Genomic DNA, 12,232 nt, shown 5'->3' with positions numbered 1-12,232 from the left:
TCGGCTGTCAGGGACGCGGTCACACGCCGGGGCGCTCCCGGCAGTACGACGAGTCGCCCGGCGCACCGATCCTTGCCCACGAGCGCAGACCTCACAACCGCGACCCCGGCGCCGGACGACGTACCCCCGCCGCCGCCCCCCTATTCAGGCGCTTCGGCAGCTGGGCGCCGGCAGAAGCCTGGGCCAGGACGAGTTCGAGGCCGTGGGTCTCGACCGCCATCGAAGCAACGAGGACTGGGTTTCGTCCCGTCCCTCGTGAGCGCGGCGCCCGGGTGCAAGCGGTCGTCGATCGGCAGCCAGCGGTCGGCAATCGGCGCTCAGCGGTCAGCGGTCAGCGGTCAGCGGTCGGCTCCAGCCGCTCGTGGCCGTCGTCGGTGTTCCGCTCCCCCCCTCTCGCGCAGGGCGCGCGCGAACTCCTCGGCCCGCGCGAGCTGGACACGCAACCTGGCCACCTGCTCGGCGGCCTCCCGCTCGTATCCCCTGACGCGCTCCAGGAGTGCCGCTCGTTCACCGTGCGTCAGCGGGCCGCCGTCGAGGCGGTCGGTCGCGTCGAGGAGGTCCCGCATCTGGTCCAGGGTGAAGCCGAGCGGCTTCATGCGGCGGATCACCATCAGCCGCTCGACATCCCGCTCGGTGTAGAGGCGGAAGCCACCCTGCGAGCGGGCCGAGGGCACGACGAGGCCGGCGTCCTCGTAGTGCCGGATGGTGCGCAGGGACAACTCGGTCCGCGCGGCGACCTCGCCGATCTGCATGTGCTCGCCGTCCACGTCCGTCGCTCTCCGACCCGTCTCGGTGCGGCGGACAGCCCGCCGGCCTCTACCCTAACGTCAGGGTAGAGTTGCCGGTGGCGCGTGGCGTTCCGCCGCGCCGCCGTTGCCGTGTCGGGGCCGATGGCGCCCCCGGCGAAGCCACGATCGTCGCAGGAGAGAAGTGTGCGCGAGCCCATGACGCCCGGCACCGCCGCCTGCCCACCGTGACGCGTCGCCACCGCATGTGAGTCCGTCGCCCGCACGGGCGGCGCGCCTCGTTCCCGTTCGTCCTCCGGTTCCGTGCGTACGGAGCCGCCCGCGGGGTGCCGCCCCGGCCGCTCCGCGTCCTCCCGCCCGCCCCTGCCCGCCGAAGTGGGGCGTGCCCGAGCACGACAGGTCTTCCTTCCCCTTGTCCTCTGTTGCTTCCCCTGACTCCCCGAACGGTGCTTCCCCCGACTCCCCGATCACGCTCCTGCGCCGTGTGAAGCCCGACTGGCTGGGCGACCCGAAGGTATGGCGCACCGAGGTGCTGGCCGGCCTGGTCGTCGCCCTGGCTCTGATCCCCGAGGCGATCTCGTTCTCGGTCATCGCCGGTGTCGACCCGGCACTCGGCCTGTTCGCGTCGTTCACCATGGCCGTGACGATCGCGATCGTCGGCGGCCGGCGGGCGATGATCTCCGCCGCCACCGGAGCGGTGGCCCTGGTCATCGCCCCGCTCAACCGCGAACACGGCCTCGGGTACCTGGTCGCCGCGGTCATCCTCGCCGGTGTCTTCCAGGTGATCCTCGGAGCGCTCGGGGTGGCGAGGCTGATGCGGTTCGTACCGCGCTCGGTGATGGTCGGCTTCGTGAACTCCCTCGCGATCCTGATCTTCATGGCCCAGGTCCCGGAGATGACGCACGTGCCGTGGGCGGTCTATCCGCTGATCGCCGCCGGCCTGGCGCTGATGGTGTTCTTCCCGAAGGTCACCACCGTGATTCCGGCGCCGCTCGTGTCCATCGTCATCCTGACCGTGATCACCGTGGGCGCGTCGATCGCCGTTCCCACGGTGGGTGACAAGGGCGACCTGCCGTCCTCGCTGCCGGTGCCGGGCCTGCCCGACGTGCCCTTCACCCTGGACACGCTGAAGATCATCGCCCCGTACGCCTTCGCCATGGCGCTGGTCGGCCTGATGGAGTCGCTGATGACCGCCAAGCTGGTCGACGACATCACCGACACCCGTTCCGACAAGACCCGCGAGTCCATCGGCCAGGGTGTCGCCAACATCGTCACCGGCTTCTTCGGCGGCATGGGCGGCTGCGCCATGATCGGCCAGACGATGATCAACGTGAAGGTCTCCGGCGCCCGCACCCGCCTGTCCACCTTCCTCGCCGGCGCGTTCCTGATGGTGTTGTGCATCGTCTTCGGGCCGGTCGTCTCCGACATCCCGATGGCCGCGCTCGTCGCCGTCATGATCATGGTCTCGGTCGCGACCTTCGACTGGCACTCCGTGGCCCCGAAGACCCTGCGGCGGATGCCCGTCGGCGAGATCACCGTCATGGTCGTGACCGTGGTCTGCGTGGTCGCCACCCACAACCTCGCGATCGGCGTCGTCGTCGGCTCGGTCACCGCGATGGCGATCTTCGCCAAGCGGGTCGCCCACTTCGCCGAGGTCACCGCCGTCACCGACCCCGACGGCTCCGCGGTGGTCTACCGGGTCAGCGGTGAGCTGTTCTTCGCCTCCTCCAACGACCTGGTCGGGAGGTTCGACTACGCGGGCGACCCGGACAGGGTCGTCGTCGACCTCAGCGCGGCACACGTCTGGGACGCGTCCTCCGTGGCCGCCCTCGACGCCATCGAGACGAAGTACGCCCAGCGCGGCAAGACCGTCGAGATCATCGGGCTGAACGACCCGAGCGCCGACCTCCACGGCAAGCTAAGCGGCGAACTCACGGCCGGTCACTGACCCCCGCCGCGGACCACGTACGCGTGGGGGCGGGGCCGTACGCCTCCACCGCGCGGTCCGCAGCGCCGGCCGACCCTACGGTCCGGCCCCGCCGGACCGGCCAGTGGAGGCGTACATCTCCCTTCCTCGTGCGCCTGGGCAGGGCACAGCCTGTTGGACGGCGACCGCCCGCGTTCGCCAGGGAGATCGACACTGCGACGGCTTTCCGCCCAAGGGCCGCACAGCTGGTACCGGGCGCACCGGCCAGGACGCTCACTTGACCGTTCGGTCAAGCGGCTTTACGGTTGACCGAACGGTCAACTGGAGGCCCGATGACGGACGACACCCGCACCCGCCTCGTACAGACGGCGCGTGCGCTGATCCACGGCTCGTCCTTCGCCGAGGTCGGCATCGGCGACCTGTGCCGCGAGGCGGGAGTGCACCGCGGCAGCCTCTACCACTTCTTCCCGTCGAAGGAGGCCGTCGGCCTGGCCGTGATCGACGCCAACTGGGAACTGCTCAAGGCCCTCCTGGACGAGGCGTTCGGGAGCGAGGCACCGCCGCTGGAACGCATCGACGCCTTCGTCGTCGGATTCGCCGGCATGCTGACCGCCGCGCGGGACTCGATGGGCGCCGTGCCCGGCTGCCCCATCGGCAACCTCACGCTCGAACTCGCCGGACGGCCGGGGGCGGCCCGGCACAGGATCGCCGAGATCCTGACCACGTGGCAGCGGTACTTCCGCGAGGCGATGAGGGAGGCCGTGCTCCGGGGCGACGTCCCGGCAGGAGTGGACCCCGACACGGCCGCCCTGCGCGCACTGGCGTACCTCCAGGGCATCACCCTCATGGCCAAGGCGTACGACCGGCCGGCCCTTGTCGCGGAGGCCAGGACCGCCGTTCGCGCGCTGGTGGAGACCCCCGTCACCTGATCCCGGCCACCTGACCCCAGCCCTCGGACCCGGCCACTCAACCCCGGCCCGCTCCGCCCGCGCCCACCCCCTGCCGCCACTCCGGCCCCATCCCCGACCCCGTCACCCGGCCTCCGCCCCACAGCCCCGTCACCCGACACCGCCCCCTTCCCTGTCTTTCCCCTGCCCCTTCACTTGACCGAACGGTCAACAGATTCCGCCCCCGCCCCGAGGAGCACGCATGGACCTCCGCCCGACCACCCGCGACGCCGGCTCGGACTACCGCTTCGAACGCTTCCGCACACGGCTCCTGATCGAGGACATGACCTTCGGCCGGAATGCCCTCGGCCCCGGCAGCCCACTGCCGGAGTTCGACCTACCCACCCTCGACGGAGACCGGTTCGCCTCCCGGACGCTGGGCGGCCGGCCGGTGCTCATGGTCTTCGGGTCACGGACCTGCCCCGTCACCGAGAGCGCCGTGCCGGTGCTCAAGCGCCTGCACGCCCGGTTCGGTGACCGCGTCCGCTTCGTACTGGTCAACACCCGCGAGGCGCACCCGGGTCAGACGATCGGCCAGCCCACCACCGCCGAGGAGAAACACCGGCACGCCGAACGGCTGCGTCACCACCACGGCGTCCCGTTCGAGGTCGCGGTCGACGACATCGACGGCACCCTGCACCGCGCCTTCACGCCCAAGCCGAACTCCGCCTACCTCATCGACACGGACGGCACGATCCGCTTCCGCTCGCACTGGGCGAACGACGAACCGGCCCTGCGCCGGGCACTCGAGCAGGCGGCGGCCGGGTCTCGCGTCCACGGCCGCAGCCGCGCCATGGCGGGCCCCCTGCTCCGTGCCGTCGGGCACCTCCCGGGCATCGTCACCGCCGCCGGCAGCAGGACCGGGCGCGACATCTGGCGTGCCGCACCCCCACTCGCCGTGCTCGGCACGCTCTCCCGGCTCTTCACCCGCCTGCCGGCCGACCGGCGGGCCCCGCCGCGGCCGCCGCCCTGCTCGCCTGCGCGGCCGCCGCGGCCCTGCTCGCCACCCTGACGTGACATCACCAGCCCTTCCAGGCACCTCCACACCCGCACCCACACCCACAAGAGCCACCTCTTGCATATGATGTGCAAATGCAAGATGTATGCATAAAGGAGGCCTCGGCGGCAGACCTCGGTGGGGCGCGGGCGGTGATGCTCGACGCCGTGTACCGCGACTTCGGCACGGGGTACGTGCCGCGCTGGCACGCCGACATCATCGACCCGGTCGCCTTCTATCTCGCACCGCCGCGGCACACCCTGCTGGTCGCCGTCGACGAGCGGGACGGGACGGTGGCGGCCACGGCGGCACTGGATGCGCGGGGCCCCGCGCATCCGCCGAACCCGCGGCGACTGGCCGAGCGGTATCCCTCGGGCGAGACGGCGCAGTTGCGGCGGGTGTACGTGCGCCCCGAGTTCCGGCGGCGGGGCCTGGCCCGGCGGCTGGTGGCGGGGCTGGTGGACTTCGCCGAGGCGGACGGCGGCTACCGGTCCGTGTACCTGCACGCGTATCCGCACTCGCCCGGCGCGATGGGGCTGTGGCGGGCACTGGGCGAGGTGGTCTGCGACGAGCGGGAGGAGGTGCCGGGCGGCGGGAGCGGCGTCGTGCACTTCGAGATCCCATTGCCTAAATGATAATCATGTTCATATACTCCGGGTCGCGGACCCCGGAACGCCGCACACGGAACCAGAACACGGAACGACGAGGAACATGCGAACTCTCCGCCGTCGGCTGACAGCCGGCCTGCTGCTCACGCCTCTGCTGTCCGGCTGCTTCGCCTCCTCCGGCGGCGACGCGTCGTCCTCCGACGCCGCAGGCTCCGCCGACGGCGCACGTCTGCGAGTCGCTCTCGCCTTCGCTCCGACGGAGAACTACTCACCGTACGGCCAGGACGCCTTCACCCTGTCCCGGCTGGGCGTCTCCGAGGGACTGACCCGACTCGACGCCAACGGCACCGCGGCCCCCGCGCTCGCGGAGTCATGGAGCAGTGAGAACCACGGCAGGAGCTGGGTGTTCACCCTGCGGGACGCGGAGTTCCAGGACGGCGGGGCCGTCACCGCGCAGGCCGTCGCGACCGCCCTCGACGCCGCCGGCCGGGCCGACCCGGCCCCCTCCGCGATATCCGGCGTGCGGATCACCGCCGAGGCCGTGGGCACTGACCGGGTCCGCGTCAGCACCGGTGCACCCGATCCCGCGCTGCCGCTGCGGCTGTCCAACCCGTCCCTCGCGGTGTTCTCCCCGAAGGCGTACGCGAAGAAGGGCACGGTGGATGTGGTCGGTACCGCCACCGGCCCCTTCGAACTCACCAGCACCACCGGGGACACAGCGGCGAGCCTCGACCGCTTCGACGCCTACTGGGGTGGACGCGCCCAGGCATCCGGCATCGACGCGAGGTTCGTCTCCGACGGCACCGCCCGCGCCAACGCCCTGCGTACCGGAGACGTCGACATCGCCGAGGCGCTGCCCGTCGCCCAGCTCGCCTCCCTGGACAAGGACACCGTCAAGGAGGCCGACACCGCCCGCAACCTCAGCCTGCACCTGAACACCGCGTCCGGCGCCTTCACCGACGCGGGCCTGCGGGCCGCCGCCCGCGAGGCGATCGACACCTCCGTCATCGCCGAGGACGTGTACGAGGGACACGCCGAACCGGCCGAGGGACTCTACGGCCCCGCCCTCAACTGGGCGTCGGACAAGCGCGTCGCGCCGCCCGGACGGGCGAAGGCCACCGCACCCGGCGGCAGGAGCATCACCCTCGCCACCTACAACGACCGGCCCGAGCTGCCGGAGGCCGCCCAGGTGCTCCAGCAGCAGCTGCAGAAGGCCGGATTCACGGTGGAACTGGAGGTGCGCACGTACGCGCGCCTCGAAAGCGACCTGCTCGCCGGGAAGTTCGACGCTTCGATCGTCTCGCGCAACATGCTGCTCGACACCGGAGACCCGGTCACCGTCCTCGGCAGCGACTACACCTGCGGCGGCTCCTACAACATGTCGTTCCTGTGCGACAAGGACATCGGCGAGCTCGTCGCCGCCGCCCGGACCGAGAGCGACACCGCCGAACGGCAGGACGCCTCGATGGCGGTGGAGGCCGCCGTCCTCGGCACCGACGCGGTCGTTCCGCTGGTGCACCTGAAGGTCGCCACCGGCATCGGGACGTCCGTGCGGGGCGTGCCGCTCGACCCGTACGAGCGGACCCTCGTGGGAACGGGGACCCGGCGCTGAACACCTCGGACGCACCCCTGACCAGGGGCGCCGCCGCCCTGCGCGCCCTCGCGCGGGGCGGCGGTCCCACGCTGCTGTGGCGGGCCGCCCTCACGGCCGCCCTGGTGTGCGGGATCGGCCTGCTGCCGTGGCTGTCGCGCACCGACCCCGCGCTGACCGTACTCAAGGCCCGGTCGGCCGAACGCGACCCGACGCCCGAGACGCTGCGGGCCGTCCGGGACCAGCTCGGGCTGGACGACGGCCCGCTGCCGCTGCTGCGGCGGTGGCTCGACGGGCTGCTGCACGCGGACGCGGGCACGTCGTGGGTCTCCGGCACCGAGGTGCTGCCCGCCGCGGCGCAGGCCCTCGGTGTCTCCCTGCTGCTGATGGCCGGGGCCCTCGCCGTCGCCCTGGCCACGGCCGCCGCGGTGAGCGCCCGCACACTGTGGCTCGGCTCGCGGCGCCGCCTCGGCGACCGTGCGCCCGGTGGAACCGCGACGGCCGTGCTCGCCGCGCTGCCCGAGTTCCTCCTCGCGTCCGTACTGGCCTCGGTGATCGGAGTGCGGTTGGGCTGGCTGCCGGCGCTCGGCTGGTACGGGCCGCGGTGGACGGTACTGCCCGCGCTCGCCCTCGGGCTGCCCGCCGGGGCGGTCCTCGGGCGGCTGCTGGCCGATCTGCTGCCCGGCGCGTTCGCCGAGCCGTGGGCGCCGGCGGCCGCCGCACGGGGGGTCGGCCCGGCGTCCGTGGCCCGGCAGGCGCTCCGGCGGTGTGTGCCCGGACTGCTGCCCAACCTGGGGCTGTTCGTGGTCGGCCTGACCGGCGGATCGGTCGCCGTCGAGCAGATCTTCGACATCCCGGGCCTGGGCAGGCTCACCCTGCGGGCCGCCCTCGCCCAGGACCTGCCCGTGCTCCAGACCGGCACGCTCGCCCTGGTGCTCCTCGCGGCAGCCGCCGGACTCCTCGCCCGGCTCACGGCACGGTGGCTGATCGGGCCCGCGCTGCGCGGCGGCGCCCTGCACTCCCTGCACCGGTCCGGCCCGCCCACCGCCCGGCCCCTCCCCCTGCTGTACGGGGCGCTGCTCCTCGCGGTCATCGGCCTCGGCCTGCCGCGCGACCCGCTCGCCCTGCACCCCGGCGACAGGCTGCGGGCTCCGTCCGCCGCCCACCCCTTCGGCACCGACGCGCTCGGCCGGGACCTGCTGGCCCGCGTCGCGCACGGGGCTCTGAACACCCTGGCCCTGGCCCTCGCGGTGAGTGTGGCCGCACTCGTGGCCGGGGTGCTGCTGGGCCTGCTGCCCCGGCTGTCCGCCCCGCTGGCCGACACGGTCAACGCCGTACCGGCGGTGACGGCCGGTCTCCTCGTCACCGGCATCACGGGCAGGGGGCCCTGGACCCCGGCGCTCGCCGTGGCCGTCGTCGCCTGGACCCCGCTGGCCACCCACACCTCCGCCCTGCTGCGGCAGGAGCGAGCCACCTCCCACCTGGCCGCCACCCGGGCGCTCGGCGCCGGACGCCGGTACCTCCTCCGGCACGAGCTGCTGCCCGCCGTGCTGCCCCCGGTCACCCGGCACGCCCTGCTGCGACTGCCGGGTGTCGCCCTGTCCCTGGCCGCGCTCGGCTTCCTCGGCCTGGGCGCGCAGCCGCCGTCCCCCGAGTGGGGGCTGCTGCTCGCCGAGAACCAGCCGTACGCCGAACGCGCCCCCTGGGCGGTCCTCTTCCCGGCCGCGGTGCTCGCCCTGCTGGGCGCTCTCGCGGTGACCGCCGCGGGCGGCATACGGCTGCCCCGGCGGCCCAATCGGCGGCAGAGCCCCTCCGGCACAGCCGGCGAGGCCGTGCCCGCCCAGCTGCGGCCGCCGAACCGCCCGGACGCACTCCCTGCCCCCGCTCCGGCCTCACACCGGGTGACCTCATGACGGATCCCGCCCCCCGCCCCCCGGCCCGCCGGGCGGGCCACTCCCTCGGTGACGAGACACCCGGCGGCGGGACACCCGACGAGGGGGCACCCGCCGGCAGGACACCCGAAGGCGGGGCGCCGCCCGAGGCCCCACGCGAGCGCGTCCGGACGCTGTGGAGGGACCTCACACCGCTGCTGCGGCTGCTGATCCTGAGCCAGCTCGCCTTCAACGTCGGCTTCTACGCCGTCCTGCCGTTCCTCGCCGGGCACCTCGGCACCGCGCTCGGCATGGCGGGCTGGCTGGTCGGTCTCGTCCTCGGGCTGCGCACCTTCAGCCAGCAGGGGCTGTTCGTGGTCGGCGGCCGGCTCGTCGACCGGTACGGCGTACGCCCCGTCGTCCTCGTCGGCTGTGCCCTGCGCGTCGCCGGGTTCGCCTGGCTGGGGTACGCGCAGGCCACCTGGGCGGTGATCGGGGCGGTGCTGGTGATCGGTTTCGCCGCCGCGCTGTTCTCCCCGGCCGTGGAGTCCGAGGCGGCCCGCCAGGCCGTCGCACGGGAGAAGGAGGGGCACGGCTCCCGGACCCGGGTCCTGGCCCTGTTCAGCGTGGCGGGCCAGGCGGGCGCCTTCGTCGGCCCGCTGCTCGGCGGGCTGCTGCTCGCCGTGGACTTCCGCGCCGCCTGCCTCGCCGGAGCCGGGGTCTTCGTCGTGGTGCTGGCCGGGCACGTCCGGTTGCTGCCGCGCCACATCCCCGGCCGGCTTCCCGCCCAGGAGCGCGGCGGTGCGCGGGTGCTGCTGCGCGACCGCCGCTTCCTCGCCCTCTGCGGCGCCTACGGCGGCTACTTGCTGGCCTACAACCAGCTGTACCTCGCCCTGCCGGACGAGGTGCAGCGCGCGGCGGGCTCCCAGGCGCCCGTGTCCTGGCTGTTCGCCCTCTCCTCCCTGCTGGTCGTGTTCGCGCAGCTTCCGGTCAGCCGCTGGGCGGGCGACCGGCTCGGCCCGCGACGTTCCATGACGGCCGGGCTGCTGCTCGTCGCCGCCGGCTTCGCGGTCGTGGCCGTCGCACGCCGGGCCGACGGGACCGGAGTCGCCGGGCTGCTGCCCGCCGCCGGCTTCGTCGTCCTGCTCACCCTCGGCCAGATGCTCGTCGTGCCCGCGGCCCGCGCCTGGGTGCCCGACCTGGCCCCCGAGGGCCGGCTCGGCCTGTACACCGGTGCGCTGTCCTCCGTCTCCGGCCTGATCGTCCTCATCGGCGGCTCGGCCACCGGCTCTCTGCTCGACCTCGGCCTCCCGCCCGCCGTTCCCTGGCTTGTGCTCGCCATGGTTCCGGCGCTGGCGGTGGCGTTGGTTCCGCGGCGTCCGAGACGGACCGGGGGCACGGGCCGACCGGGCTGACGATCCGCCGGCCGGGCGGCCGGCGTCGGTCTGCCCGGGCGGACCAGCCGAGCGAACGGCCTGCCGCCGGACGTACGGGGAACCCCGGCGGTCGCACGGCCGGGGTTCCCCGAAGCGGTCCCTGTCGGTCAGCGGCCGCAACCGCTCACCGGAAGGGTCAGCGTCGCAGGGTGAGGACGCCCGGCCGCCACGGCAGCTGGTTGTAGTCGCCGCCCGCGTTGGGGTCCTTGCCCTGGTAGAGGAGCTGCAGGTTGCAGGGGTCGATGGTCATCGTCTGGTCGGGATTGTCGCGGACCAGGTCACCGTGGCTGATGTCGTTGGTCCAGGTGGCACCGCTGTTGGCCTTGCCCGCGAAGGGGTTGTTCTCACTGGCGGCCTGGGGGGTCCAGGAACCGCTCAGGCTGGAGGCCGTGAACGAGCGGAAGTAGCGTTGCTCGTTCGCGCCCCGAGCCTCGACGATCATGAGGTACTGGTTCTGGCCCTTCACCTTGTAGACCTGCGGCGCCTCGAACAGGTTCTTCGTCGTGTCGCTCATGACCGTCGTGTACGAGGAGCCGAAGTTGCCCGGGAAGTTCCCGATCGGCATGCTCGCCCGGTAGATCTTGCCGTTGTCACCGGCGAAGAACAGGTACATGTTCTGGCCGTCGGCGATCAGGGTCTGGTCGATCGGGCCGGTGCCGGAGCCGGAGATGCTCCCGGTGAACAGGGGCTGGGGGGAGGACCAGCCGTTGGGGTTGGTGGGGTCGCTCGACGTGCGGTAGATGAAGGGCCACGCGCCCCACTGGTACGCCAGCACCCAGATGTTCTTGGGGGCGAAGTAGAACAGCGTGGGCGCCACCGCGGCCTGGTTCATCCCGGTCTGGCCGGCCGACGCCATGTCCGACCAGTTCGTGAAGGGGCTGAACATCATCGAGCCGTACGAGGAGCCCGAGACGTTCGACGCGTAGACCAGGTGCTTGCCGTTGTGCGTCACGGTGGTGAAGTCCTTCACCGCGGCCCACCCGTTCGCCGGCCGCGCCAGCACGCCCGTGGACGTCCACCGGTAGGTCGAAGGAAGGGTGCACGTGCCGTCCGGCGGGGTCGGGTCCGCGGACAGGCCACTCCACTTCTGGCCGGTGCCGCCGTTGCACGTCCCGATCTGCACCGCTGTGCCGTTGGCCGTACCGCCGCCCGCGACCTCCAGGCACAGTCCGGACTCCACGCCGACGACCGTGCCGTCGGAGTTGACCCGCCACTGCTGGTTGGCGCCGCTGTGGCAGGTCCAGATCTGCACCCGGGTTCCCGGGGTGGTGGTGTGACCCGGGACATCCAGGCACTTGTTGCCGTACACGCTGAGCTGGTTGCCGTCCGTCAGTGTCCACTGCTGGTTGGTGCCGCCCCAGCAGTCGTAGATCTGCAGGAGGGTGCCGTCGCTCTGGCCGGCACCCACCACGTCGAGACACCGGTTCGAACCGGCGGCGCGCAAGGCGCCGGTGGTCGCCGCCTGAGCCGGGGCGGCGGCGAGCAGCGCCGCCAGCGCGGACAGGACCGCGACCGCGGCGGCGAGCACCGCAGACGGACGCCTGCGGATGAAACTTCCTCTGTGCATGGGCACTTCCTCAACCTTGAGTGGGCGGTTCCGGCCGGCCTGGTCAGAGGTCGTCCGGACGGTCGGTGCGGTGCGGCGTGCGACGGCCCGCGAGCCCCGCGCACCGGACCGGCGCGGCCCGAGAGCGCGACGGCAACATTGGCGAGAACATGACATTCACCTCTGCCACGACCCCCTCACGGCTCCGCGTCCCGGCGGTGCGACGGTCGCCCGTGGGGCACTGAGGCGACTCGACGTGTTCTGGATATCGAACGACAGTCGAAGTGTCGAGCAAGCTGAATGATAGGGAACGGGTGGACAGCGTCAATACCTCTCGCATGCGTCGCCGGTGAATTCGAAACATTCGACAATGCGACCCGCAACGGTCCGCCAACTCATGGTATATGGCGAGGATTCCCGGTCGGCGCGACGACACCATCCACTGAGGGCACGAGGGCCAGCCCGACAAGCCCTCGCGGCTCCGAATGTTTCGACCAATCGGCAGAAACTTTTTCTGCGGAAGTATTGACGATGCATCATCAACACCTCAATCATTCCTGCCT

General features: G+C 72.6%; 9 protein-coding genes. 7 read left to right on the top strand and 2 right to left on the bottom strand.

Translation table 11 applies throughout. From position 1 onward, the window contains the following. Positions 1 to 338: 338 nt before the first annotated feature. Positions 339 to 767, bottom strand: coding sequence for a MerR family transcriptional regulator (locus ACSLTV_RS28135; RefSeq protein ID WP_435613102.1), 429 nt, complete (start codon positions 765 to 767; stop codon positions 339 to 341). Positions 768 to 1,221: 454 nt separating this feature from the next. Between ACSLTV_RS28135 and ACSLTV_RS28130 the strand changes: the two genes are divergently transcribed. The 7 genes from ACSLTV_RS28130 to ACSLTV_RS28100 all read left to right on the top strand — a co-directional run bounded on the left by ACSLTV_RS28130 (position 1,222) and on the right by ACSLTV_RS28100 (position 10,102). Continuing rightward, positions 1,222 to 2,694: a SulP family inorganic anion transporter gene (locus ACSLTV_RS28130; protein WP_432158668.1), complete on the top strand. Its 1,473-nt coding sequence runs from the start codon at positions 1,222 to 1,224 to the stop codon at positions 2,692 to 2,694. Positions 2,695 to 3,005: 311 nt separating this feature from the next. Then, positions 3,006 to 3,602, top strand: a complete 597-nt coding sequence (locus ACSLTV_RS28125) for a TetR/AcrR family transcriptional regulator (RefSeq protein WP_435613101.1) — start codon at positions 3,006 to 3,008, stop codon at positions 3,600 to 3,602. A gap of 220 nt (positions 3,603 to 3,822) precedes the next feature. After that, on the top strand, positions 3,823 to 4,632 hold the full coding sequence (locus ACSLTV_RS28120) for a TlpA family protein disulfide reductase (protein WP_435613100.1): 810 nt from the start codon (positions 3,823 to 3,825) through the stop codon (positions 4,630 to 4,632). A gap of 80 nt (positions 4,633 to 4,712) precedes the next feature. Then, positions 4,713 to 5,252, top strand: a complete 540-nt coding sequence (locus ACSLTV_RS28115; RefSeq protein ID WP_435613099.1) for a GNAT family N-acetyltransferase — start codon at positions 4,713 to 4,715, stop codon at positions 5,250 to 5,252. A 76-nt stretch (positions 5,253 to 5,328) separates the two neighbouring features. Beyond that, complete coding sequence (locus ACSLTV_RS28110; protein WP_435613098.1) at positions 5,329 to 6,837, top strand: ABC transporter substrate-binding protein; 1,509 nt, start codon at positions 5,329 to 5,331, stop codon at positions 6,835 to 6,837. A 104-nt stretch (positions 6,838 to 6,941) separates the two neighbouring features. Further along, a complete protein-coding gene (locus ACSLTV_RS28105; protein ID WP_432137797.1) occupies positions 6,942 to 8,729 on the top strand; it encodes an ABC transporter permease subunit in 1,788 nt (595 codons plus the stop codon). Then, the gene (locus tag ACSLTV_RS28100) at positions 8,726 to 10,102 is read left to right on the top strand and encodes an MDR family MFS transporter (RefSeq protein ID WP_435613097.1); all 1,377 of its coding nucleotides are present in this window, start codon (positions 8,726 to 8,728) and stop codon (positions 10,100 to 10,102) included. Before ACSLTV_RS28105 ends, ACSLTV_RS28100 begins: the two co-directional genes overlap by 4 nt. 157 nt (positions 10,103 to 10,259) lie before the next feature. Here the strand turns inward: ACSLTV_RS28100 and ACSLTV_RS28095 are convergent, their stop codons facing one another. Beyond that, positions 10,260 to 11,690, bottom strand: a complete 1,431-nt coding sequence (locus ACSLTV_RS28095) for a non-reducing end alpha-L-arabinofuranosidase family hydrolase (RefSeq protein ID WP_432137799.1) — start codon at positions 11,688 to 11,690, stop codon at positions 10,260 to 10,262. Between the last annotated feature and the right edge of the window lie 542 nt (positions 11,691 to 12,232).

The organism is Streptomyces sp. bgisy159, from assembly GCF_965341775.1.
In the GTDB taxonomy this organism is placed as follows: Bacteria; Actinomycetota; Actinomycetes; order Streptomycetales; family Streptomycetaceae; genus Streptomyces.
The sequence above is the reverse complement of the archived record's forward strand: the minus strand, read 5'-3'. Positions and strand labels throughout refer to the sequence as shown.